A 24,312-nucleotide genomic window follows, 5' to 3' on the forward strand; every position below is an offset into this window, starting at 1 on the left:
TTTTCCCTCCCTGGAGGACACACGTGTCTAAGCGTCGAGTTGTAGTGACTGGACTGGGCATGCTGTCTCCTGTCGGCAATACTGTAGAGTCCACTTGGAACGCTCTCCTTGCCGGTCAGAGTGGCATTAGCCTAATCGACCATTTTGATACTAGTGCCTATGCAACGCGTTTTGCTGGCTTAGTTAAAGATTTTAACTGTGAAGACTTCATCTCTCGCAAAGATGCACGCAAGATGGACGCCTTTATTCAGTATGGTATTACTGCCGGTATTCAAGCGATGCAAGACTCCGGGCTTGAAGTAAATGCTGAGAATGCGACGCGTATTGGTGCGGCGATTGGTTCTGGTATTGGCGGCCTTGGTCTGATTGAAGAAAACCATTCCTCATTGGTTAACGGCGGACCTCGTAAAATTAGCCCTTTCTTCGTTCCCTCAACCATCGTTAACATGATTGCCGGTCATCTGAGCATTATGTTTGGGTTGCGCGGACCGAGTATTTCTATTGCTACGGCTTGTACCTCTGGCGTGCACAACATTGGTCATGCGGCACGTATCATTGCTTATAACGATGCGGACGTCATGCTGGCCGGTGGCGCAGAAAAAGCCAGTACACCGTTGGGTGTGGGTGGTTTTGGCGCGGCACGTGCACTTTCAACCCGTAACGATAATCCTCAGGCGGCAAGCCGTCCGTGGGATAAAGATCGTGATGGTTTCGTCCTCGGCGACGGCGCAGGTATTATGGTGCTGGAAGAGTACGAACATGCCCGCAAACGCGGTGCGAAAATTTATGCTGAGATTGTTGGTTTCGGTATGAGCAGCGATGCTTTCCATATGACTTCACCGCCGGAAGATGGCGCGGGTGCGGCTCTGGCTATGGAAAATGCACTTCGCGATGCCGGTATTTCTGCTTCCGAAATTGGTTATATCAACGCGCACGGGACATCTACCGCTGCCGGCGATAAAGCTGAAGCGCAGGCGGTTAAATCTGTTTTTGGTGCGGATGCAAAGAAAGTGCTGGTCAGCTCGACCAAATCCATGACCGGACACTTACTGGGCGCCGCTGGCGCAGTGGAATCTATCTTTACCTTACTTGCTTTACGCGATCAGGCCGTTCCACCGACCATCAATCTGGATAATCCGGATGAAGGCTGTGATCTGGACTTCGTGGCACATGAAGCGCGTCAGGTAAAAGATCTGAATTACTCACTGTGTAACTCGTTCGGTTTTGGCGGCACTAATGGTTCGCTGGTATTCCGCAAGATCTGAATCCGGTAAAAATCTGTCCGTCTGTAAAAGGCCCGTTATTGGGCCTTTTTGCTGTCTGCATAAAAGGTCTGACTTGTGCCAAACGGCAGTTCAACAAAATGCGTGTTCCAGCGCTCTGCCTGGCCCGGTACGATAAAGTAAGAATGCTCCACTTGATGCAACAGGCCCGCTCGCGCAGGCTCTTCAGTCAGAGAATCTTAACGCCCGGAGGAAGTAACCATGTGGATCAACGGTGTGGCGCAAGCTGCATTGCCGGCAGGAGATCGTTCGGTGCAATTTGGCGATGGCTGCTTTACGACGGCCAGAGTGATGAACGGCGAAATTCAGTTTCTGGACGCCCATCTGCAACGTTTGCAGCGTGCGGTTGCCGTATTACGAATTGAGGGCGTGGACTGGCAGGCGCTGGAGCGTGAAATGGTTGGGGCCGCGCAGCATGAGCAAGAGGGCGTGGTGAAAGCCATTTTGACGCGCGGGCAGGGCGGGCGTGGCTACAGCACGGCAGGATGCAGCGGCCCGACACGTATTGTGTCGGTATCGGGTTACCCGGCGCAGTATCACCAATGGCGCGAGCGCGGCGTGAAGCTTGCGTTAAGCCCGGTGATGCTGAGCAAAAATCCCCTGCTGGCAGGAATTAAACATCTCAACCGTCTTGAACAGGTCATGATCCGCATGCATCTTGACCAGACAGACGCCAATGAAGCGCTGGTGGTTGACACCTCCGGTTGCCTGGTGGAATGCTGTGCGGCCAATTTATTCTGGCGCAAAGGAAATCAGGTCTTTACGCCGGATTTATCGCACTCGGGCGTCGACGGGATTATGCGTCAGCATCTTATCCGCGTGATTGAATCAGCCTCTCCCTGGGTTTTACATCAGGTCTGTGAAACGCCCGAAACACTAACGGATGCTGACGAAATCCTGATTTGTAATGCACTGATGCCCATTTTACCGGTGGCAGAAGCCTGTGAACGTCATTACGCCGGGCGGCATTTGTACAATTTCCTGCACCAGAGCTTTTAAAAAGTGAACAAACAATGACGAACAAAAAAACGAAATTTTTCGCCCTGATTGTCCTGATCCTGCTTGGGCTGGCGGCGCTGAGTTACCATAAAGTGAAGCAGTTCGCCGACCGCCCGATCAACGTCAGCAGCGAAACCATTTTCACCCTGCCAGCCGGTACGGGGCGTGTGGCGCTGGAAACGCTGCTCATTGATAAAAAACTGATTAAATCAAGTCACTGGTTCCCGTGGTTATTACGCCTTGAGCCTGAACTGAGCGAGTTCAAAGCCGGGACGTATCGTCTCGAAAAGGGAATGACCGTCCGTCAGATGCTGGAATTACTGAAAAGCGGCAAAGAAGCGCAGTTCAGCATCCGCTTTGTGGAAGGTTTCAAACTGAGTGACTGGATGAAAGTGATGGAGAAGTCGGAATATCTGAAGCATGAGCTGAACGGCAAGAGTGGCGAAGAGATTGCGGCGGCATTAGGCATTACCGACACCAAAAATGCAGAAGGCTGGCTCTATCCCGATACCTATCATTACACCGCCGGTATGACCGACATTTCTCTGCTCAAACGTGCGCACGTGCGGATGGAAAAAACCGTTGCCGACATCTGGAAAGGCCGCGCGGACTCACTGCCGTATAAAACGCCCGCCGATATGGTGACGATGGCGTCGATTATTGAAAAAGAAACCGCCGTAAAAGATGAACGCCCGGAAGTGGCTTCCGTCTTTATCAACCGTCTTCGTATCGGCATGCGTTTGCAAACTGATCCGACGGTCATCTACGGTATGGGCGAAAACTACACCGGTAATATCACCAAAAAAGATTTGGAAACGCCGACGCCTTACAATACTTACGTCATTACCGGTTTGCCGCCATCGCCAATCGCGATGCCGAGCGAAGCTTCGCTCCAGGCTGCGGCGCATCCCGCAAAAACGCCCTATCTTTATTTTGTCGCAGACGGCAAAGGCGGGCATACTTTTAGCACTAACCTTGTGAACCACAACAAGGCGGTTCGTGTGTATTTAGAGGCTCTGAAAAACAAGAATGAAAAGTAACTTCATTGTAATCGAAGGCCTTGAAGGGGCAGGGAAGACCACCGCACATGACGTGGTTGTGAATGCGCTGCGCCAGCATGGTGTGGAGGACATTGTGTTTACCCGGGAGCCGGGCGGTACGCCGCTGGCAGAAAAGCTGCGTGACTTGTTCAAACGTGGCGTGGACGGCGAAAAACCTACCGTAAAAGCGGAAGTGCTGATGCTTTATGCCGCGCGCGTTCAGCTGGTTGAAACCGTGATTTTGCCTGCTCTGGCGCGTGGTGCCTGGGTTGTAGGCGATCGCCATGATCTCTCGTCGCAAGCCTATCAGGGCGGCGGACGTGGTATTGATGCAAAACTGATGAGTTCATTGCGCGACACTGTGCTGGGCGATTTCCGTCCTGATCTCACGCTTTATCTCGATCTGCCACCGGCTGTTGGCCTGCAACGCGCCCGTGCGCGCGGTGAGCTGGATCGTATCGAACAGGAAGCGCTGCCATTCTTTGAGCGTACGCGTGCGCGTTACCTCGAACTTGCCGCCGCCGACAGCCGCATCAAAACTATTGATGCGTCGCAGACCATCGGACAGGTTAAAACTTCCATCGAGCTGACGCTGAAAAACTGGTTCGACGAACAGGCAGCAAAAGGCCAGATGTCATGAGTTGGTATCCGTGGCTCAGCGGCCCTTACCGCCAGTTAATCGGGCAATATCAGACCGGGCGTGGTCATCATTCCCTGCTGATGCACGTTGCGGCGGGAATGGGCGATGACGCACTGGTCTATGGCCTGAGCCGCTGGTTGCTTTGCCAGAATAAAGACGGTGAAAAGAGTTGCGGTAAATGCCACAGCTGCCAGCTGATGATCGCCGGAAACCATCCTGACTGGCATACCTTGCTGCCTGAAAAAGGCAAAAATTCGCTGGGCATCGACCCGGTTCGGCAGCTCATTGAAACGCTCTACAATTACTCGCAGCAGGGTGGCGCGAAAGTGGTGTGGATCCCGCAGATGGAATTGCTGACGGAAGCCGCGGCGAACGCCTTGCTCAAAACGCTGGAAGAACCGCCTGCCGGGACCTATTTCCTGCTGGGCTGCCGTGAACCTTCGGCGTTGCTGGCCACTATCCGCAGCCGCTGTTTCTACTGGCATCTGCCGGTGCCGGAAGAGGCGTTATCCGTACAGTGGATCAACCGCCAGCTCAGCGCGGATCCGGTGGCGATTAAGACCGCATTGCGGCTGACCAACGGTGCGCCGCTCTCTGCGCTGGAACTATTACAGCCCGAGCGCTGGAAACAGCGTGTGGCGCTGTGCCAGCAGCTTTATACCCAATGCCAGCAGCAGGATATGCTCTCGTTACTGCCGCAACTCAATCATGACGATGCCGCTGACCGGCTGTACTGGCTGGCAACGCTGTTGCTTGATGCCATCAAATGGCAGCAACAGGCCGGGCATTTCATCATTAACCACGACCAGCAGCCCCTGATAAGCCTGCTTGCCAGTGCGCAATCCAACGCTTCGCTGCAACAATCCGTCAATGCGTGGATGCACTGCCGCCAGCAGTTACTTTCCATTGTGGGCGTGAATCGCGAACTGCTGCTGACCGAGCAGTTGCTGGAATGGGAGCAAATGTTGCGTGGTTCCGTTCCTTCCTCATTTTTCAGTTCGTCACTGACGCGCTGAAACCGAATTATCATCAACAGACCGTAACGAGTTAATACTATGTTTTTAGTCGATTCCCACTGCCATCTCGACAGCCTGGATTACAACGAGCTGCACTCCGGCGTTGATAACGTGCTGGAAAAAGCCCGCGAGCGTGACGTGAAATTTATGCTGGCCGTTGCGACCACATTACCGGGATACGAGGCGATGGCGCAGCTGATTGGCGACCGTCCTGAAGTGGCTTTTTCCTGCGGCGTTCATCCGCTGAACATTGATGACGGCTACGATTTTGCCGAGCTGCGACGTCTGGCTGCCAGCTCGAAAGTGGTGGCGATGGGCGAAACGGGTCTGGATTATTTTTATCAGAAAGAAGCACATCAGCTGAAATTGCAGCAGGATTCTTTCCGTGAGCACATCCGCGTTGGCCGTGAGCTGAACAAACCGGTGATCGTCCACACCCGCGATGCACGTCAGGATACGCTCGATATTCTGAAAGAAGAGAAAGCCGGTGAATGCGGTGGCGTTCTGCACTGCTTCACCGAAGATATCCCGACCGCAGAATTTCTGTTAGATCTCGGTTTCTACATCTCCTTCTCCGGCATCCTGACTTTCCGAAATGCTGAATCCTTACGCGAAGTCGCCCGTTATGTGCCCTTAGACCGTCTTCTGGTAGAAACCGATTCTCCGTATCTGGCACCGGTTCCGCATCGCGGTAAAGAAAATCAGCCTGCCTACGTGCGTGATGTGGCCGATTACATGGCTGTTTTGAAAGGCGTCAGCGTCGAACAGCTGGCCGAAGTGACAACAGCAAACTTTTCACGATTATTTCACATCGATGCATCCTCTCTGACCTAAGCTTTCGCTAAGTCATATATTCCGGATTTATTTTTCATCTCGTAATTAATCGCCATATTGAGGTATCTTGGCACCGTTTTTCACGGTGTCAGGGCCGCGTTTTTCGGATTTTGTGCGGGTAAGTGCGGGTTTTTAATACGCTCTTACTGCATTTTTCAGAAAAACGTGACTGCCATCAAACATTAACAAAGGGAATTATTTTACCCTGCGTAAAAATTAAAAGGGGTGCTTAGACACCCGACAGCAAAAGACTCTCAGAGCCTTTGCAAAGCGGTTCGCTACTAAGCGAAATCGCATGAAGTATCAAAAAGCATCATTACTCAGGAGCACACTCAATTATGTTTAAGAACGCGTTTGCAAACCTTCAAAAGGTCGGTAAATCGCTAATGCTGCCAGTTTCCGTACTCCCAATCGCAGGTATCCTGCTGGGCGTCGGTTCTGCAAACTTTAGCTGGCTGCCAATGATCGTTTCCCATGTTATGGCCGAAGCCGGTGGTTCAGTCTTCGCTAACATGCCTCTGATTTTCGCTATCGGTGTGGCATTAGGCTTCACCAATAACGACGGTGTATCTGCACTGGCATCGGTTGTTGCGTACGGCATCATGGTGAAAACCATGGCGGTTGTCGCACCTCTGGTTCTGCATTTGCCGGCTGAAGAAATCGCAGCTAAGCATCTGGCGGATACCGGCGTACTGGGCGGTATCATCTCCGGTGCGATCGCGGCATACATGTTCAATCGTTTCTATCGCATCAAGCTGCCTGAATACCTGGGCTTCTTTGCGGGTAAACGTTTTGTTCCGATCATTTCTGGTCTGGCTGCCATCATTCTGGGTGTGGTTCTGTCCTTCATCTGGCCTCCAATCGGTACAGGTATCCAAACCTTCTCACAATGGGCTGCTTATCAGAACCCGGTGGTTGCGTTCGGTATCTACGGTGTGGTTGAACGTGCGCTGGTACCGTTTGGTCTGCACCATATCTGGAACGTTCCATTCCAGATGCAAATCGGTGAGTACGTGAACTCTGCCGGTCAGGTCTTCCACGGCGATATCCCACGTTACATGGCGGGTGACCCAACTGCAGGTAAACTGTCAGGCGGCTTCCTGTTCAAAATGTACGGTCTGCCAGCAGCGGCTGTTGCTATCTGGCACTCAGCAAAACCTGAGAACCGTGCCAAAGTCGGCGGTATCATGATTTCCGCTGCTCTGACCGCGTTCCTGACCGGTATCACCGAGCCAATCGAATTCTCCTTCATGTTCGTGGCGCCGATCCTGTATGTGATCCACGCGATTCTGGCCGGTCTGGCATTCCCAATCTGTATCCTGTTGGGTATGCGTGACGGTACCAGCTTCTCCCACGGTCTGATTGACTTCATCGTACTGAGCGGCAACAGCAGCAAAATCTGGCTGTTCCCAATCGTTGGTGCAGTGTATGCGGTGATTTACTACAGCATCTTCCGTTTCCTGATTGCGAAACTGGATCTGAAAACTCCTGGCCGTGAAGACGCTACCAGCGAAACTTCTACTCAGGGCGGTTCTGAAATGTCTGCTTCTCTGGTTCAGGCTTTCGGCGGTAAAGAAAACATCACTAACCTCGATGCCTGTATTACGCGTCTGCGCGTCAGCGTAGCCGACGTCTCTAAAGTTGATCAGGCTGGCCTGAAAAAACTGGGTGCGGCAGGTGTGGTTGTGGCAGGTTCTGGTGTTCAGGCAATTTTCGGCACCAAGTCCGATAACCTGAAAACAGACATGGACGAGTACATGCGTAACCATTAATGGTGAACGCTGTCTGGTTCTGAGAAAGGAGGCTTCGGCCTCCTTTTTTCATGCCTGCGGTTTGTGGATAAAGACAGCGCCGCCTTCGGGTGGCGTTTTCTGCGTCAATTAAGCATCAAAAAGCGTAATCAGGTTGAAAGGAATGGAAATTCTAACCCATACTGCGTACAACGCTTTTTACTTTGTTAAGGACAGTTAAGATGGCCGAAGAGACAATTTTCAGCAAAATTATTCGCCGTGAAATTCCTGCCGATGTGGTTTACCAGGATGAGTTAGTCACGGCGTTCCGCGATATTTCTCCCCAGGCGCCAAGCCATATTCTGATTATCCCGAATGTCCTGATCCCAACGATGAACGATGTTGATGCCAGCCATGAAGCCGCTCTCGGCCGCATGATGACGGTCGCGGCGAAAATCGCCGAACAGGAAGGGATTGCGGAAAGCGGCTACCGTCTGATCGTCAACTGCAACCGTGACGCAGGGCAGGAGGTTTATCATATCCACATGCATCTGGTCGGTGGCCGATCGCTCGGTCCATTGCTGTCACGTCAGTAAGGATAAACATGCGTTTATTGATGGCGTTATTGCCGGTCGTTTTGCTGATAGGTTGCAGCAGCAAACCGGGCATTGCACTGAACAATCAGCAACGGGTGGTGATGGAATCTCCCGTCCTGACGGCGGGAATCATCCCAGGTTCGCCATCGGTGTCGGATTCAGGCGGGCAGAAAAAAGCCACCAGCACACTGGATAACAACCAGCTACATCCTGTGACCTTACATTATCGTTTCTACTGGTACGATAAACAGGGGCTGGATTTATTCCCGGTCGCTGAAGCGCGGACGGTGACGGTGCCGGCAAACAGCAGCGTAAAGATCAGTTCGCAGAACGGTAATCTTGATGCGTACAGCGTGCGTGTTTACCTTTATCTCTAATTTTTCGTACGGAGAAGGTTGATGAAAAAGTATTTTCTCATTGTGGCGATGGCCGCACTGATCCTGGGCGGTTGTACTTTGCCAAACCAACAACAAACGCAGCCACAACAGCCTCAACAACCTCAGCAGCCGCAACAACCCCAGCCGCCGGTCAATCCGCCGGTTCCTGAGCAGCCGCAGATTCAGCCGGTTCCGCAGCCGCCGAAACTGGCCAGCATTGACTGGACTTCCACCGTTGAGCCGATGCTGGCGAAAATGCTCAAGGCCAATGGCGTCCAGGCTGGCAGTGTTCTGCTGGTCGATGGTGTGAAAAACAGCACCAATGGCACACTGCAAACCTCCAAAGCGACCGATGCTTTACGCAGTGCGCTGGCCAATAACACAACGTTCCAGCTGGTGCCTGCGGATCAACTGGCTTCCGCCAAGCAGTCACTCGGCTTATCGCCGGATGACAGCCTGTCGTCCGTGAGCAAAGCCATCGGGCTGGCCAACATCGTCAAAGCGCAGTACGTGCTTTACAGCACGGTGAGCGGCGATGTGAAAGCGCCGACAATGTCGATGCGTTTACTGACAGCGCCGAGCGGCGAAATTGTCTGGTCAGGTCGCGGTGCGGTTCAAAATTAAGGCTGAACTCAGCCCTGAAAATCAGCTACAGCAACTGATTGAGCAACATTATCCGGCGGTGAAAACCGCCGGTTTTCATTTATCACCCGTGGCCGGTCTGACGGGCGAAAGCTGGAAAATTGCTTCTCCGGCAGGCGATATGCTGGCGCGTCATCAGTCAGGTGAACGCCGGAACGCCGGTGTGGAAAGACAGCGTGAACATGCCATTTTGCGGCATATTGCGCGGCAGAGTCTGGGGCCTTGTGTCAGACTCAGTTCACCGCCGTGGTTACTGGTGGAATGGATTGCAGGTGTGCCGCTCAGTGAGGCGGCGTTTGTCTCCGCGCAGGGGCAGAAATCCGTCAGCCAGAGCCTGGCAAAACTGCACCGGCTGGCATGTACTGGTTATCCGCTGGATTTACGCCGTCAGTTTGCCCGTTACTGGCAGCATATTGACCGGCGCAGGCTCACGCCGCGCTGGCTGGCGCTACACCAGAAAATGATACGGCGTAAATTGCCCGTGCCACTGAAAATGGCGCTTCTTCATATGGATATCCACGCGGGAAACCTGCTGGAAACGGAGAAGGGCGTGCGGTTCATTGACTGGGAATATGCCACCGACGGCGATATCGCGCTCGAATTTGCAGCGCTGTTTCGTAGCAATGGTTTAGATCCGCTTCAGCAGGACGCGTTTCTTCGTGAATATGCTGAGGCGGGCGGTTATCAGGACCTCCCGCTTTTCCGCCAGCAGATTAGCCGCTGGTTGCCGTGGGTGGATTATCTGATGCTGCTGTGGTTTGAAGTCCGCTGGGCGCAGACCGCTGATAAGAAATACAGTGAATGGGCGCAGCCGCTGCGGGTCAGGCTGTTTGGCCGCGCCCATGATTAACATGTGAAAACTTAAAAGGAGCGTCCATTTTGCTGGGACCTGTAATGCTGGATGTGGCTGGCTACGAGCTGGATGCCGAAGAACGTGAAATTTTGCAGCACCCGCTGGTTGGCGGGCTGATTCTGTTCACCCGAAATTACCATGACGTTGACCAGTTACATGAACTGATCCGCCAGATCCGCGCCGCTTCGCACGATCGTCTGGTACTGGCCGTTGACCAGGAAGGCGGCCGCGTACAGCGTTTCCGCGACGGTTTCACCCGCCTGCCTGCCGCCCAGTCTTTTGCGGCGCTCAATGAAGCGCACGAAGCCCGACGTCTGGCACAGGAATCGGGCTGGCTGATGGCGTCTGAAATGATTGCGATGGACATCGACATCAGTTTCGCGCCGGTGCTGGATATCGGCCATATCAGTGCAGCGATTGGCGAACGTTCTTTCCACGCTGAACCGCAGAAAGCGCTCGACATGGCCGAGCAATATATTCTCGGCATGCATTCAGCGGGCATGAAAACTACCGGTAAACATTTTCCGGGGCACGGCGCGGTCACCGCCGATTCTCATAAAGAAACACCGCGCGACGACCGTCCGCTGGACGTAATCCGCGAGCACGACATGGCAATTTTCCGCCAGCTGAATGCGCGTAAATTGCTCGACGCCGTAATGCCGGCGCACGTCATTTATACTCAGGTTGATCCGCGTCCGGCCAGCGGTTCGCCGTACTGGTTACAGGAAGTGTTACGTAAAGAACTGAAATTCGACGGCGTGATCTTCTCCGACGATTTATCGATGGAAGGCGCTGCGATTATGGGCAGCTATGCTGAGCGCGGGCAGGCCTCCCTGGATGCCGGATGCGACATGATTCTGGTGTGCAATCACCGCGAAGGTGCCGTCAGCGTGCTGGATAACCTGTCACCGGTCAAAGCTGAGCGTGTTGCACAGTTGTATCATCGGGGGCTGTACAGTGGAAAACAGGCCCGTCAGGACCTGATGAATTCAAGCCGCTGGAAACAGGCGAACCGTGAATTAACGACGCTTGATGCCCGCTGGCAGGAGCACAAACAGGCGACCCGTTAACATTTTTCAGCGGGTATGAGGGTGTCAACGCACATTCAGGATGAGGTAAACGATGATTATCTATTTACATGGTTTCGATTCAACCAGTCCCGGTAACCACGAGAAAGTGCTGCAACTCCAGTTTATTGACCCGGACGTGCGCTTTATCAGTTACAGCACGCTGCACCCGCGTCATGACATGCAACATTTGCTGAAAGAAGTTGATAAAGTACTGCATGAAACCACCGACAAACTGCCGCTGATCTGCGGGGTAGGGCTCGGCGGATTCTGGGCGGAACGCATCGGTTTTCTGTGCGGCATCCGTCAGGTGATGTTCAACCCGAACTTATCGCCGCAGGATAATATGGCCGGGAAAATCGACCGGCCGGAAGAGTACGAAGATATCGCCACCAAATGTATCAGTGATTTTCGCGAGAAGAACCGAGACCGTTGTCTGGTCATTTTATCCCGTGAAGATGGCGTGCTCGACAGCAGCAAAACGGCGGAGAAATTGCACCATTATTATCCGGTTGAATGGGATGAACATCAGACCCATAAATTCAAGGATATCTCGACCCATCTGCAACGTATCAAAGCCTTTAAAAATATCATTTGATTAACATTACCGCTGAAAACCACTGCCCTTGTGCGGTGGTTTTTTTATGTCTGAATCTCCCGCCAAAACGTTTTTTTGTTGCATATCCAGTCCTAACTCCCTGATTTAAAGAAGTCAAAATACATGCCATTTCACTAAGTCAAATTAATCAAATGAATTTAAATTGACCTATATCAATTTTGGTATGACCAAATCACCACGCATGATATCCTCCGTCTCAGATACCGATTTAACTTAAGCAACCCTATGTAATATAAGGATAATATTTTTACTCTTATATAACAATTGGTTCACATTTGAGGGGGTCATTTTGACATCACCAATGAAGAAAATTGTGATTATCGGCGGTGGCGCCGGCGGTTTAGAACTGGCTACCAGCCTGGGCCATAAACTTGGCCGCAAGAAAAAAGCGGAAATCATTCTGGTCGATCGTAACCACAGCCATTTATGGAAACCGCTGTTGCACGAAGTGGCAACCGGCAGCCTGGATGACGGCGTGGACGCGCTGAGCTATCTGGCGCATGCCCGCAACCACGGTTTCACTTTCCAGATTGGCTCGCTGACCGATATCGATCGCGAAAATCAGACCATCAAACTGGCTGAAATCCGTGATGAAAGCGGCGAAGTTCTGGTGCCCGTTCGCGACATCGCGTACGACACACTGGTTATGGCGCTGGGCAGTACGTCGAACGACTTCGGTACGCCGGGCGTGAAAGACAACTGCATTTTCCTGGATAACCCGCATCAGGCGCACCGTTTCCATAACGAAATGCTGAACCTGTTCCTCAAATTCTCTGCAAGCGCTGACAAGCAGAAGAAAGTGAATATCGCGATTGTCGGCGGCGGCGCGACCGGCGTTGAGCTGTCTGCCGAGCTGCATAATGCGGTGAAACAGCTGCACAGCTACGGTTTTGAAGGGCTGGACAGCGATGCGCTGAACGTCACGCTGGTGGAAGCGGGTGAACGTATTCTGCCTGCGTTGCCTCCGCGCATTTCCGGTGCTGCGCATCAGGAACTGACCAAACTGGGCGTTCGCGTGCTGACGCAAACCATGGTGACCAGCGCCGATAAAAACGGCCTGAACACCAAGTCCGGCGAATTCATTGATGCTGACCTGATGGTCTGGGCTGCCGGGATCAAGGCACCTGATTTCATGAAAGATATCGCAGGTTTGGAGACTAACCGCATCAACCAGTTAGTGGTCGAACCGACGCTGCAAACCACGCGTGATCCGAACATTTATGCGATCGGCGACTGCGCATCCTGCCCGCAGCCTTCCGGTGGTTTTGTGCCGCCGCGCGCGCAGTCCGCGCACCAGATGGCGTCCCGATGCTTCGCTAACATCATGGCGCAGCGTAAAGGGCAGAGCCTGAAACCGTATGTCTACAAAGACCACGGTTCACTGGTTTCTTTGTCGCGCTTCAGCACAGTCGGCAGCCTGATGGGTAACCTGATGCGTGGCTCGATGATGATCGAAGGGCGTATGGCGCGTCTGGTTTATGTTTCCCTGTACCGCATGCACCAGATTGCGCTGCACGGTTACATTAAAACCGGCCTGATGATGCTGGTCGGCGGGATCAACCGTGTGATCCGTCCGCGTCTGAAACTGCACTGATTCTGAACAGCCGGCTTTTTTTTCTGAGCTGGCTGAATCGTTTCATACCTAAAAGCCTGTTTCTTACAGGCTTTTTTCATTTTTCACATTCTCCACACAAAAAGCATAAGATTCTGCCGTTTTTACTTTGTCAGCTAAGAATTCTCTGAAACACCCCGTTACACCCGTCATTCCTCTCACTTACAGAGTTCGTCTTATTGTTCACTTACGTTTCCTTGTGCAGACTTAACAATAAGTTTACAGAAGGCGATTCACGCACGCCGCTCCTCAGATGTGTTGCTGTCCGCTGAGGTGTCCCCGAAACCGGGACAATTGCGTGGTAACATTTTCGGAGGAAGTCCTGTGAACAAGTCAATGTTAGCTGGGGTCGGTATCGGAGTGGCTGCGGCGTTGGGCATTGCTGGCGTTGCGAGCATGAACGTTTTTTCATCGGGTCCGGAGTACGCGCAGGTTGTCAGCGCGACGCCAATCAAAGAGACCACTAAAACCCCGCGTCAGGAATGCCGCAACGTAACGGTGACTCACCGTCGTCCTGTACAGGATGAACATCAGATTACGGGTTCCGTACTGGGTGCTGTTGCCGGTGGCGTGCTGGGACACCAGTTTGGTGGTGGCCGCGGACGTGATGTCGCGACGGTAGCCGGTGCGCTGGGTGGCGGTTACGCCGGTAACCGTGTGCAGAGCAGCATGCAGGAAAATGATACGTACACGACTCAGCAGCAGCGCTGTAAAACCGTGTACGACAAAGAGGACAAAACGCTCGGGTATGATGTGACCTACAAAATAGGCGATCAGCAAGGGAAAGTTCGTATGGACCACGATCCGGGCACTCAAATTCCGCTGGATAAAAGCGGTCAGTTGCAGCTTACCCGTTCGTAATTTCCGGTAAGCCGGATAAAAAAGCCTGAGGTTTTCCTCAGGCTTTTTTTGTGCGCCGGAATCAGCCATTGTTTCAGGCTGCGGCGTTTTCCTGTGCTATTCCGTTCTTGTGTTTCACAATGTCAGCCATCACTGCCAGCGCAATTTCAGCCGGGGTTTTGCTGCCAATAGCTAAACCCACCGGCGCGTGAAGCCGTACGAAATCCTGCGTCGTGAAATCCGCAATAGTTTGCAAGCGCTCACGTCGCCTGGCGCTGTTACGCTGTGAACCCATCGCACCGATATAAAACGCCGGTGTATTAATGGCTTCCATCAGCGTCAGATCATCCATTCGCGGATCGTGCGTCAGCGCCACAATCGCCGTGTTGGCGTGGCAACCTTGCTGCTCGAGATACCGCGCCGGAAACTGTTTTTCCAGCCGGATCTCCGGTTTCAGCGCGGGCAAAAAGTTTTCCAGAACCTCTTCCCGGCATTCACAAATCACCACTTCAAAACCCAGCGCACAGGCGAAATCCGCACAATACAGCGCAACGTTCGACAGCCCGGCGATCAGCAACTGCGGCGGGGCGGCAAGATGCAACGTCACGCAGTTGCCGTCGCGCATCACCTGAGTGGAATTGCGGTAAGTCGTCAGCGTCAGATGATCACAGGCCGCAGGCAGCGTGAGCGATTTATCCAGTGCGTAATGTCCGGCCAGCGCCATGCCCATTTTTTGCAGATACTCGCGGTTTCCGGCCGTGGCAGGGAGATATTCAATCAGTACGTCGAGCGAACCCCCGCACGGCAGCGCAATATTGGGCGTGAGGCCACCTTCGCCATAACGCACAATCTGACTGGCCTGCTGATATTCACCGGCCGCGATGCGTTGTAAGAAATCTTCTTCCACACAGCCGCCGGACAGCGAACCGCAGTATCGCCCGTCGCTGGCAGCAACCAGCAGCGCACCGGGCGCTCGCGGGGAAGAGCCGTAAGTTGTCAGCACGGTACACAGCCAGACCGGATGGCGCGTCAGCCAGTCGCTGGCCTGCGCGATGACCTGATTATCAAGATGTTGCATACATATTTCCGTCCGAAACGCGCGCTGAAAGTTGGGAAGGCAGATCGATATCGCGGATCACCGCCGGATTATTAAAATCTACGCGCAGCATTTCATGGCTGTGGAGCAGTTCCCGCGCGCCCTGGTCGCCGCGCAGTTGCAGCAACTTTTCCCTGAGCAGGCAGGCAAATCCTACCGGATGCCCCGGTTCGTTTTGCCAGTAAGGGCGAACAATCGAAGCGCTGCGCAAGGTATCAGCCACGGCGATAAAAATATCTGATGTCACAAAAGGCATGTCCGCAAGATGAATTAACCAGCCGTCCCAGTCCGGCGTATCCCGCACACCTGCTGCAATAGACTCACCGGTTCCGCCCGTTTCGGCCAGCGTCACCGGCACCTTCGCGCGTGCGCAACTGGCCTGAACCGGCACATTATCCGGGCGGGTAATGACGTGAACCGGCATTCCGCTGGCTATTGCCTGCGCCAGCGTGGCGTCGAAAACCGTCACAGAATTTTCTGCTGTTTCCGTCATTACCGCATTGAGTTTATTGCCCGTGCCGCCCGCAGCGAGAAACCGGTTTCCTGAACCCGCCGCGAGAAGAAGAATGCCTGCCATATTTGCGTCTATCCCTTTTGTACATTGTTTGCGCAACACAAATAATTATCCCATTTTTTTGCGCAAGTTTGTGAACGAAATATTAAAAATGTGTATTCGATCATTACTTAATTCGAACTGAAAACCTATAATCGCCCGCGATAAGCGGTATTTACAGCATTTGTTGCAAGCTGTAAATGTGCCGAAAAATAAGAAAGACAATAAGAAGCAAGGAAATTTATGAGCAATTTCAACCCGTCCAGGCGGCGCTTTGTCAAAGGCGCTGTGATCGCTGGCGTCTCTGTTTATCTCGCCCCGTTGCACAGCAAGGCCTACGCCGCGCTGTTCGAAGAGAAAATTCTCCAGTCACCACAATGGGATGCGCAAAACAAACGCGTCCGTTTCCGTATCGATGGCAAAGCGAAGGTTATGGGGCAAAAAGTCTTTGCCCGCGATATCCGCGCCAAAGACATGCCGCACTGGCCGCAAAAACAGGCCCATGCCTTTATCCTGCGCGTAACGCAGGCTGACCGTGTTTATTCCGGGCTGGATTTATCGCTGCTCGGCGACGATTTACAGCCGGATCAGCTGGTCACTGCCGACGTGCTGGCGCGCGACGGTCTGGCGTTCCCGGCGTTTTACGGCGAAGACATGCTCCTGCCGGAAGGCAAAACGCCCGCCTATCTCGGGCAGGCCGTGGCGATTCTGGTCTATCAGGATTTTGCCAAATTCCGTTTCGCTAAAAATGCCCTGAAATTTAAAGATGGCGTGGTGCGTTATGGCGAAAAAACCGGGCCACTTGAACGTGATCCCTGGGGCACATTCCGGTTTGTCCGCGTCGGTGGTGAAACCGCGTATGAAGACGATACGTTCTCCAGCCTGAAAGATATGCCGGTCTTCCCGGTGGGCATGCGCAAACATCTGCCGGTCTGGCCGGAAGGGCGCGAAGGCGGCAAGCTGGACGAGCAGGGGATGTTCTATGCCGGTGAAATGGCTGACGAGCTGAAAACGCCACCGCCGGACTGGCTGGTGATGTCGCGCCGTTTTACCACGCAATCGGTGGATACGTCCGCGCTTGAACCGGATAACGCCAACGGCTGGTACGACGCCGCTTCGCAAACGCTGCATATGGTGGTGCCAACGCAATCGCCGCAGGAAGTGGCTGACGAAATGCCGCGCATGATGGCAAAAGGTCACCGCACGGTGAAAACGCTGATCCTGCATCCGTGTTATACCGTCGGTTACGGTTCGAAAGATCACTATAACTTCCCGTACTACGGCGCTGTGGCGGCGATGTACGGCGACGGCGCGCCGGTACGTCTGGCGAACGACCGCTTCGAACAGTTCCAGTCTTCGCTCAAGCGCCATGCGTTTGATATGAACTACGACATTGCCGTGAACCGCGAAACCGGCATGCTTCAGTCATTTCACGCCGCGATGACCGCAGACGGCGGCGGCCGCAGCAACTTTACGCCGTCCGTTGTGATGGTCGGCGCAACCGCTGCGCAGTCGATTTACTACTTCCCGAAAAGTGATTTATCCGCCGTCGGGCTGGCCTCCCGGGCGCTGGATGCCGGTTCCGCACGCGGTTACGGCACGCTGCAAAGCATGGCCGCCACCGAGATGATGATGGATGAACTGGCCGCTGAACTGAAGCTGGATCCGATCGCATTCCGCATGCGTAACGTCCTGAAATCCGGCATGAAAAATACCCAGGGCGCCATTCCGGCGGGCGCAATCCGTGCGGATGAAGTACTGGAAAAAGCCGCTGTTCATCCGTTATGGACGGAGCGTCAGAAGCGCAAGGCAGACTTTGAAAGCCAGAATCCGGGCAAGCGCTACGGCGTCGGTTTTGGCTGTGTACAGAAAGACTTCGGTACCGGGGCAGAAACCTCTTTTGCCCGCGTGGAAGTCAGTGAAAACGGGCAAATCAGCCTGTGGCACAGCGGAGCAGAAATGGGCACAGGAATGTCCACGTCGCAGTCCGTGTTGTGCGCTGAATGGCTGGGGAAACCGGCTGAACAGGCGCATTTCTCGGTAACCGACTGGTCCGTACTGCCGGTGGAAACCAGCGGCGATCCGTACATTATGTCGCAGGAAGATCAGGACAAACTGCAAACCAACCCGCGCTGGTCGCCGTCGTACTGCTCGCCGTCCAGCGCCAGTAACTCGGCCTATTACTTCTCACACAGCACCCGCGAAGCGGCGCGCCTGATCTTCGAGCACGGCCTGTGGCCTGCGGCGATGGCAATCTGGCAAACCGGTATTGGCGGCGGACAGGCTGCGCCGTACATCGTGCGCAAAGAAGATGCGCGCTGGGTGGATGGCGGCCTGACGGCTAACGGAATGCAAATTCTCAGCCTCGAAACGCTGGCAAAAAAAGCTTATGAAATGAAAGGCCTGACCGGTGCGACCGTTCATGTCTTTAACCGCTGGCAGTGGGCCGAAGCCGATTTCACACTGAACAATATCCGTCAGCGCGTGCCTGTTGACGGGATGTCCGTGCGTCAGGGCGCGGGCGAATACCAGACGCTCAACCGCGACGCCGTCTATTACCCGCCAACACAACGTAATAACGCGTCGGTGACCTATTACAGCGCGGTCGGCACACTGGCCGAAATCTCAGTGGAAATCGCGACCGGTAAAGTTGAGTTGCTGACGCATCATTCGATTATGGAGTGCGGCAATCTGATCGTGCCTGAACTGGTTTCCGGCCAGTTGCAGGGCGGGCTGGCGATGGGCATCGGCCATGCATTACACGAGTATTTGCCACTGTACGAAGACGGGCCGGGCAACGGAACCTGGAACTTCAACCGCTACCATTTGCCGCGCGCCAGCGACGTTGCCGTCTGGAAACAAACCAGCGATATCCTGCCTGCGCTGTCGGAAACCGATCCGCCGAAAGGCATGGCAGAAGTGGTGATGATCCCGGTCGTCGCCGCGCTGGTGAACGCCATCGCCCATGCCACTGGCCACCGTTTCCGTGATTTGCCCGTCCGTGCTGAAAATATTCGTGAGGTTTTACAATGAGCATCAAAACGCAGCCTTTAGAGCTGACTATCAACAATCAACATTACGGCCCGCTGGACGTTCCCGAAGGCCTGATGATGATCGACTTTCTTCACGAATATGTGGCGCTGACCGGTTCCCGCCTCGGCTGCGGGCAGGGAATTTGTCACGCCTGCGTGGCGATTGTCGATCATGAAAGCGGCACCAGCGAAGAAGTGCGGACCTGCATTACCGGCGCACATTTCTTTAACGGCAAAAAAGTGCGTACCGTCGAAGGACATGCCAAAACTGATGACAAAGGCGAAGTCACGCTGTCGCCGGTTCAGCAGGCATTTCTGGAACATTACAGTTTCCAGTGCGGTTACTGCACGCCGGGCTTTGTCAATGCGGCAACGTTGCTGCTTGAGCGTCTGGAAAAAAATCCAATCGCACTCAATGAGCTGGAAGGTGCGATTGAAGCGGCGCTGGAAAATCACATCTGCCGCTGTACCGGTTACGTGCGGTATTACGAAGCGGTGCGTGATGTCGTGATGAAAACTCCAGGCCTGATCCGGGAGCACGCGTGATGAAAAAACGTCTTTTTCTCCTGCTGCTGGCGGTGATTATCATCGTCGTGGCGGTGCTCTGGTGGCGTGAAAACCGCACGCCGGACGCGCCGGTGCAAAAAGTCACGGCGGACACCACACAGATTGAACGTGGCCGCTATCTGGTTCAGGCGTCCGACTGTGCCGCGTGCCATACCGCGTCCGGCGGCGCACCGCTGGCGGGCGGTTATCCGCTGGAAACGCCATTCGGCAAAATCTTTGGCAGCAACCTGACGCCGTCCGCAGACGACGGTATCGGCCGCTGGACGTCGGATGATTTCTATCTGGCGCTCACCAAAGGCGTTGCGCCGGGCGGGCGTCATCTGTATCCGGCGATGCCTTACACCTCGTATAAAGGCGTGACCCGCAAGGATTCTGACGACATGTACGCATTTCTGATGACGCGTCCGGCGGTGAATCAGCCGGTGCCGGAAAACGAAATGCCGTTCCCGTTCAACCAGCGTATGGCGATGATTGGCTGGAACCTGTTGTTCCGCACTGCCGATCCGATCCCCGCCAGTTCGCAGGGCGATTCTGCTGACTGGCAGCGCGGGCAATATCTGACGGATGTGCTCGGCCACTGCGGCGAATGTCATACGCCACGCGGTGCGCTGGGGCAGATGCATACCGATAACAACCTGAAGGGCGGAACGCTGGGGCGGATCACCGCGCCGGACATCACCCCGCAGGCGCTGGCGCAGCGCGGCTGGAACCCGGCAGATCTCAGCCGTTTCCTCGCCACCGGCATTGCACCGCAGGGATCGGCGTTCGATGAAATGCACAAAGTTGTCGATCTGAGCACCCGTCATCTTACCGAAGACGATCACCGCGCGATCGTCACTTATCTGCTGGGCGACAAACCGCCTGCGGCTGTCCCGGTGGCTATCGGGCAGGGCGGCAATGACGCCGGCCGCATTACGTATCTGGATCAGTGTTCCGGTTGCCATATGGCTGACGGTTCCGGCAAACCGCACGTTGCCGTGGCGATGCAAAACAACGCCACGCTGCGTCAGCCTGATGGCCGTAACCTGATTGTTTCGGTACTTGAAGGCTTACCGGCGCAGGAATTCCCTAACGGCGAAAGCATGCAGCCGATGCCGGGCTTCGCGGAGCGCCTGAACGACGCGCAGATTGCCGAAATGGTGAATTACCTGCGCGTAACGTTCGGCGGATTGCCGGGCGATATCACGCCAGAGCAGGTGAAGGCGCTGCGCAAACCGTAGTGGAACGCGCTGATAAAGCATGAAAAAGCCCGGTGAAGGGGATATTCACCGGGCTTTTTATTTTATGACGAGAGCCGTCAGATCAGATGCTCTGCAAACTCCCCGAGCATGTCGCCGACAAACTTCAGGCGTTTTGGCCGGTCGGTGAGATCGAGCATAAACTTCAGTTTAGTCGGGCCATCAAGGCGGTAAACCTGCGGCTGTTTTTGCAGCAGGCCAATCAGGAAGCCAGGATCTACACGGTTTTTATCGCCAAATTCAATGAATCCACCACGTTCGTTGCCTTCGATACGTTTGATGCCCAGCGTTTTTGCTTTCAGGCGCAGTACGGCAATCTGCAACAGATTACGCGCACCGTCCGGCAGCGTGCCGAACCGGTCAATCAGCTCGACGCGCAGCTCATCCAGCTCGCCTTCGGTTTTGGCACTGGCGATACGCTTGTACAGCGACAGACGCGTGTTGACGTCAGGAATGAAATCTTCCGGCAACAGTGCAGGCATGCGCATTTCAACTTCGGTCTGGCTGGTGGTCAGATCTTCCAGCGACGGCTCGCGGCCTTCTTTCAGCGCTTCGACGGCGTTTTCCAGCAGTTCCATATAGAGCGAGAAACCGATGCTAGTCATCTGACCGCTCTGGCCTTCGCCGAGCAGTTCACCGGCCCCGCGGATTTCAAGGTCGTGCGTTGCCAGCGCAAAACCGGCACCCAGGTCTTCGAGCGACGCGATAGCTTCCAGACGTTTGTGCGCATCCGTTGACATCGCTTTTGGCGGCGGCGTCAGCAGATAAGCATACGCCTGATGATGCGAACGCCCGACGCGGCCACGCAGCTGGTGCAACTGCGCCAGCCCGAAGTGATCCGCGCGCTCAATAATGATGGTGTTCGCCGTCGGAATATCGATCCCGGTTTCAATGATGGTGGTACACACCAGCACGTTAAAACGCTGATGGTGGAAATCGTTCATCACGCGTTCGAGGTCGCGTTCGCGCATCTGGCCGTGGCCGATGGCAATACGCGCCTCGGGCACCAGTTCCGCCAGGCGCTGTGTGGCTTTCTCGATATTTTCGACATCGTTGAATAAGTAGTAAACCTGCCCGCCGCGCAGGATTTCACGCAGAATGGCCTCGCGAACCACCAGGCTGTCGTACTCACGCACGAACGTTTTGACCGCCATACGGCGCGCCGGTGGCGTGGCAATAATCGACAAATCGCGCATGCCGCTCATCGCCATATTCAGCGTGCGCGGAATTGGCGTGGCGGTCAGGGTCAGAATATCGACGTCCGCACGCATCGCTTTGATGCGCTCTTTATGACGCACGCCGAAGCGGTGTTCTTCATCGACAATCAGCAGGCCGAGGTCTTTCCAGCGCAAATCACTTTGAAGCAATTTATGCGTTCCGATGATGATATCGACCTTGCCTTCGACCGCATCTTCCAGCACCGCGTTTTGCTCTTTGGCGCTGCGGAAACGGGACATCATTTCAATGCGCACCGGCCAGCTGGCAAAACGGTCGCGGAAGTTATCGAAATGCTGTTGCGCCAGCAGCGTGGTCGGCACCAGAACCGCGACCTGTTTGTTGTTGGAGACCGCGAGAAACGCCGCGCGCATCGCCACTTCGGTTTTGCCAAAGCCCACGTCGCCGCACACCAGACGATCCATTGCGAGAGGCTGCGTCATGTCTGTGAGAACGGCGTTGATGGCCTGCGCCTGATCCGGCGTGGTTTCAAAAGGAAACGCCTGGCAGAACAACTGGTACTGCTCTTTATCATGCTTAAACGCAAAACCGGCTTTCGCTTCGCGCTGGGCGTAAATATCCAGCAGCTCGGCGGCCACGTCGCGCACCTTCTCGGCGGCTTTCTGACGGGCTTTCGACCAGGCTTCACCGCCCAGTTTATGCAGCGGCGCACTTTCATCCGCGCCTCCGGCATAACGGCTGATCAGATGCAGGGATGACACCGGCACGTAAAGTTTGTCTTCACCGGCATAAGTCAGAATCAGGTATTCAGCGGTAATCCCGCCGGTTTCCAGCGTGGTCAGGCCAAGGTAACGGCCTACGCCGTGCTCAACGTGAACCACCGGCTGACCGGGGCGCAGTTCTGCAAGGTTGCGGATCAGCGTATCGGTGTTAATCGAGCGGCGGGTGTCCTGACGACGACGTGCCACACGCTCACCGAGCAAATCACTTTCACAAATCAGCGCCAGCTGTTTATCCGCATCAAGAAAACCGCGTTCACACGCACCGATCATGATGTAGCGACCGACCGTTTCGGCTTCTTCAATGCGGGTAATCAGCGCGGGCATCAGTTTGATGCGCGCCAGCAAATCTTGCAGCGTTTCGCGGCGGCCTTCACTTTCCACCGAGAACACCAGGCTGCCCGCGAAAGATTCATTGAACCGGCGCAGGTTATCCATCGGCGCTTTGTTTTGCGGCTGGACGGATAAATCCGGCAGTTTCTCGTAGCTCAGGTTGGTGTTGGCGGCTTTCTTCGGCAGTGAATCCGTACGCAGCTGAACGCGAGGCCAGGCTTTCAGTTCGGCGTGCAACGCATCGACGCGCAGCCAGAGATTTTCCGGTTCGAGCAGCGGACGCATCGGATCCACGCGACGGCTTTCATAACGCTGGCAGGCGTCCTGCCAGAAACGTTCGGCGGCGGCTTCCAGATCGCCGGTATTGAGCACCAGCGTGTTTTCCGGCAAATAGCTGAAGAGCGTGGTCAGCGGCTGGCTGAAGAACAACGGCTGCCAGTATTCGATACCGGCGGGGAACGTGCCTTTGCTGACCTGCTGGTAAACGTGCTCAGCGTCGCGGCGCACCTCAAACTTCTCGCGCCACTGGCTGCGGAACAGTTCGATGGCGTTTTTGTCAGTCGGGAATTCGTGCGCGGGCAGCAGATTAATGTGGTCGACTTCCGTCAGCGTGCGCTGGGTGTCCACGTCGAAAATGCGCAGGCTGTCGATTTCATCGTCGAAGAAATCGATGCGGTACGGCTCTTCGCTCCCCATCGGGTATAAGTCGAGCAGGGCGCCACGGGTGGCAAACTCACCGTGTTCCATCACCTGATCGACGCTGCGGTAACCCGCCTGTTCCAGCTGTGACCGCAGTTTGTCACGCGAAAGCTGCTGGCCTTTTTTCATCACCAGCGCATGGCCGTGCAGGAACTCATGCGGACAAACGCGCTGCATCAGCGTATTCACCGGCAGAATGATAATGCCGCGCTCCATCGTCGGAAGCTGATACAAACTGGAAAGACGCGACGAAATGATTTCCTGATGCGGTGAAAAACTGTCGTAAGGCAGCGTTTCCCAGTCCGAAATACTCAGGACTTTATGATCGGTAAATTGTTGAATTTCATCACGCAGGCGCAGGGCATTTTGCATATCCGGCGCAATCAGCAGGATAGGACCCGCGTGGCGTTCACTGATTTGGGCGCATTCAAGCGCGCAGGCGGAGCCGGTAAGCTGCCCTAACTGGCGGGTATCGCCCGGGCGTTCAGGCAGCGAATAACGATAATCTTGAGACATAGGCTGTTTTGCGTTCTCGTTTTTGGCGGCTGTCGGAGGCCAATTAGCAGACCGTATCTTGCTTTGCAGGGGTAATCGGGGTCAACCCGTTGTCTGTATAAAATGGTCAACGGCGTCACAAACTTAAACCGATTACTTTGGGTTAGTGGTTCCATAAAGCGGTGCTAGCCTTTAT

At 54.6% G+C, this 24,312-nt stretch carries 21 protein-coding genes; 18 read left to right on the top strand and 3 right to left on the bottom strand.

Annotation, left to right across the window (positions count from 1 at the left end; genetic code table 11):
• The first annotated feature begins 23 nt into the window (after positions 1-23).
• The 15 genes from fabF to KWG64_RS18030 all read left to right on the top strand — a co-directional run bounded on the left by fabF (position 24) and on the right by KWG64_RS18030 (position 14,169).
• Positions 24-1,265 carry a beta-ketoacyl-ACP synthase II gene (gene fabF / locus KWG64_RS17960; RefSeq protein WP_195814029.1) on the top strand — a complete coding sequence of 414 codons (1,242 nt, stop codon included), beginning with the start codon at positions 24-26 and terminating at the stop codon, positions 1,263-1,265.
• Between the two features lie 219 nt (positions 1,266-1,484).
• The gene (gene pabC, locus KWG64_RS17965; RefSeq protein ID WP_218522675.1) at positions 1,485-2,282 is read left to right on the top strand and encodes an aminodeoxychorismate lyase; all 798 of its coding nucleotides are present in this window, start codon (positions 1,485-1,487) and stop codon (positions 2,280-2,282) included.
• 14 nt (positions 2,283-2,296) lie between these two features.
• The gene (gene mltG / locus KWG64_RS17970) at positions 2,297-3,322 is read left to right on the top strand and encodes an endolytic transglycosylase MltG (RefSeq protein WP_195814027.1); all 1,026 of its coding nucleotides are present in this window, start codon (positions 2,297-2,299) and stop codon (positions 3,320-3,322) included.
• A complete protein-coding gene (gene tmk / locus KWG64_RS17975) occupies positions 3,312-3,962 on the top strand; it encodes a dTMP kinase (protein ID WP_218522676.1) in 651 nt (216 codons plus the stop codon). Before mltG ends, tmk begins: the two co-directional genes overlap by 11 nt.
• Positions 3,959-4,978 (top strand): DNA polymerase III subunit delta', encoded by a 1,020-nt coding sequence (gene holB, locus KWG64_RS17980; RefSeq protein WP_218522677.1) that lies wholly within the window; start codon positions 3,959-3,961, stop codon positions 4,976-4,978. The genes tmk and holB overlap by 4 nt, the downstream gene beginning before the upstream one ends.
• A gap of 39 nt (positions 4,979-5,017) precedes the next feature.
• Positions 5,018-5,812, top strand: a complete 795-nt coding sequence (locus tag KWG64_RS17985) for a metal-dependent hydrolase (RefSeq protein ID WP_218522678.1) — start codon at positions 5,018-5,020, stop codon at positions 5,810-5,812.
• Between the two features lie 338 nt (positions 5,813-6,150).
• On the top strand, positions 6,151-7,584 hold the full coding sequence (gene ptsG, locus KWG64_RS17990) for a PTS glucose transporter subunit IIBC (protein WP_195814023.1): 1,434 nt from the start codon (positions 6,151-6,153) through the stop codon (positions 7,582-7,584).
• Positions 7,585-7,784: 200 nt separating this feature from the next.
• Positions 7,785-8,138: a purine nucleoside phosphoramidase gene (hinT, locus tag KWG64_RS17995; protein ID WP_195814022.1), complete on the top strand. Its 354-nt coding sequence runs from the start codon at positions 7,785-7,787 to the stop codon at positions 8,136-8,138.
• 8 nt (positions 8,139-8,146) lie between these two features.
• Positions 8,147-8,515 (top strand): YcfL family protein, encoded by a 369-nt coding sequence (locus KWG64_RS18000; protein ID WP_218522679.1) that lies wholly within the window; start codon positions 8,147-8,149, stop codon positions 8,513-8,515.
• Positions 8,516-8,536: 21 nt separating this feature from the next.
• Positions 8,537-9,139, top strand: a complete 603-nt coding sequence (lpoB, locus tag KWG64_RS18005; RefSeq protein ID WP_218522680.1) for a penicillin-binding protein activator LpoB — start codon at positions 8,537-8,539, stop codon at positions 9,137-9,139.
• Entirely contained in the window at positions 9,105-10,007 is a 903-nt protein-coding gene (locus tag KWG64_RS18010) for a phosphotransferase (RefSeq protein ID WP_255562220.1), read from the top strand. The genes lpoB and KWG64_RS18010 overlap by 35 nt, the downstream gene beginning before the upstream one ends.
• A gap of 32 nt (positions 10,008-10,039) precedes the next feature.
• A complete protein-coding gene (gene nagZ, locus KWG64_RS18015) occupies positions 10,040-11,080 on the top strand; it encodes a beta-N-acetylhexosaminidase (protein ID WP_255562228.1) in 1,041 nt (346 codons plus the stop codon).
• A 52-nt stretch (positions 11,081-11,132) separates the two neighbouring features.
• A complete protein-coding gene (ycfP, locus tag KWG64_RS18020; protein WP_195814019.1) occupies positions 11,133-11,675 on the top strand; it encodes an alpha/beta hydrolase YcfP in 543 nt (180 codons plus the stop codon).
• A 310-nt stretch (positions 11,676-11,985) separates the two neighbouring features.
• Entirely contained in the window at positions 11,986-13,290 is a 1,305-nt protein-coding gene (locus tag KWG64_RS18025; RefSeq protein WP_195814018.1) for an NAD(P)/FAD-dependent oxidoreductase, read from the top strand.
• A gap of 342 nt (positions 13,291-13,632) precedes the next feature.
• A complete protein-coding gene (locus KWG64_RS18030) occupies positions 13,633-14,169 on the top strand; it encodes a glycine zipper 2TM domain-containing protein (protein ID WP_152325613.1) in 537 nt (178 codons plus the stop codon).
• A gap of 73 nt (positions 14,170-14,242) precedes the next feature.
• Here KWG64_RS18030 and KWG64_RS18035 read toward each other — a convergent pair whose 3' ends face one another.
• Both KWG64_RS18035 and KWG64_RS18040 read right to left on the bottom strand, forming a co-directional pair.
• A complete protein-coding gene (locus KWG64_RS18035; RefSeq protein WP_218522681.1) occupies positions 14,243-15,226 on the bottom strand; it encodes an XdhC family protein in 984 nt (327 codons plus the stop codon).
• Positions 15,213-15,821, bottom strand: a complete 609-nt coding sequence (locus tag KWG64_RS18040; protein WP_218522682.1) for an NTP transferase domain-containing protein — start codon at positions 15,819-15,821, stop codon at positions 15,213-15,215. The genes KWG64_RS18035 and KWG64_RS18040 overlap by 14 nt, the downstream gene beginning before the upstream one ends.
• Before the next feature lie 219 nt (positions 15,822-16,040).
• On the opposite strand from KWG64_RS18040, the gene KWG64_RS18045 reads away from it, so the two are divergent.
• The 3 genes from KWG64_RS18045 to KWG64_RS18055 are packed head-to-tail and all read left to right on the top strand — an operon-like array spanning position 16,041 to position 20,616.
• Complete coding sequence (locus tag KWG64_RS18045; RefSeq protein ID WP_218522683.1) at positions 16,041-18,830, top strand: xanthine dehydrogenase family protein molybdopterin-binding subunit; 2,790 nt, start codon at positions 16,041-16,043, stop codon at positions 18,828-18,830.
• Positions 18,827-19,375, top strand: a complete 549-nt coding sequence (locus KWG64_RS18050) for a (2Fe-2S)-binding protein (protein WP_195814014.1) — start codon at positions 18,827-18,829, stop codon at positions 19,373-19,375. The genes KWG64_RS18045 and KWG64_RS18050 overlap by 4 nt, the downstream gene beginning before the upstream one ends.
• Entirely contained in the window at positions 19,375-20,616 is a 1,242-nt protein-coding gene (locus tag KWG64_RS18055) for a cytochrome c (RefSeq protein WP_218522684.1), read from the top strand. Before KWG64_RS18050 ends, KWG64_RS18055 begins: the two co-directional genes overlap by 1 nt.
• A 77-nt stretch (positions 20,617-20,693) precedes the next feature.
• On the opposite strand, the gene mfd is transcribed toward KWG64_RS18055, so the two are convergent.
• On the bottom strand, positions 20,694-24,137 hold the full coding sequence (gene mfd, locus KWG64_RS18060) for a transcription-repair coupling factor (protein ID WP_218522685.1): 3,444 nt from the start codon (positions 24,135-24,137) through the stop codon (positions 20,694-20,696).
• Between the last annotated feature and the right edge of the window lie 175 nt (positions 24,138-24,312).

It is taken from the genome of Rahnella sp. PD12R (genome assembly GCF_019200965.1).
Taxonomy (GTDB): Bacteria; Pseudomonadota; Gammaproteobacteria; order Enterobacterales; family Enterobacteriaceae; genus Rahnella; species Rahnella laticis.

Bases quoted from the DNA above. Each gene is read 5' to 3' on its own strand.
- tmk (WP_218522676.1), top strand. From the start codon at position 3,312: ATGAAAAGTAACTTCATTGTAATCGAAGGCCTTGAAGGGGCAGGGAAG.
- mfd (WP_218522685.1), bottom strand. From the start codon at position 24,137: ATGTCTCAAGATTATCGTTATTCGCTGCCTGAACGCCCGGGCGATACC.
- holB (WP_218522677.1), top strand. From the start codon at position 3,959: ATGAGTTGGTATCCGTGGCTCAGCGGCCCTTACCGCCAGTTAATCGGG.
- KWG64_RS18055 (WP_218522684.1), top strand. From the start codon at position 19,375: ATGAAAAAACGTCTTTTTCTCCTGCTGCTGGCGGTGATTATCATCGTC.
- KWG64_RS17985 (WP_218522678.1), top strand. From the start codon at position 5,018: ATGTTTTTAGTCGATTCCCACTGCCATCTCGACAGCCTGGATTACAAC.
- KWG64_RS18040 (WP_218522682.1), bottom strand. From the start codon at position 15,821: ATGGCAGGCATTCTTCTTCTCGCGGCGGGTTCAGGAAACCGGTTTCTC.
- KWG64_RS18045 (WP_218522683.1), top strand. From the start codon at position 16,041: ATGAGCAATTTCAACCCGTCCAGGCGGCGCTTTGTCAAAGGCGCTGTG.
- lpoB (WP_218522680.1), top strand. From the start codon at position 8,537: ATGAAAAAGTATTTTCTCATTGTGGCGATGGCCGCACTGATCCTGGGC.
- KWG64_RS18000 (WP_218522679.1), top strand. From the start codon at position 8,147: ATGCGTTTATTGATGGCGTTATTGCCGGTCGTTTTGCTGATAGGTTGC.
- KWG64_RS18035 (WP_218522681.1), bottom strand. From the start codon at position 15,226: ATGCAACATCTTGATAATCAGGTCATCGCGCAGGCCAGCGACTGGCTG.
- hinT (WP_195814022.1), top strand. From the start codon at position 7,785: ATGGCCGAAGAGACAATTTTCAGCAAAATTATTCGCCGTGAAATTCCT.
- ycfP (WP_195814019.1), top strand. From the start codon at position 11,133: ATGATTATCTATTTACATGGTTTCGATTCAACCAGTCCCGGTAACCAC.
- mltG (WP_195814027.1), top strand. From the start codon at position 2,297: ATGACGAACAAAAAAACGAAATTTTTCGCCCTGATTGTCCTGATCCTG.
- pabC (WP_218522675.1), top strand. From the start codon at position 1,485: ATGTGGATCAACGGTGTGGCGCAAGCTGCATTGCCGGCAGGAGATCGT.
- ptsG (WP_195814023.1), top strand. From the start codon at position 6,151: ATGTTTAAGAACGCGTTTGCAAACCTTCAAAAGGTCGGTAAATCGCTA.
- KWG64_RS18050 (WP_195814014.1), top strand. From the start codon at position 18,827: ATGAGCATCAAAACGCAGCCTTTAGAGCTGACTATCAACAATCAACAT.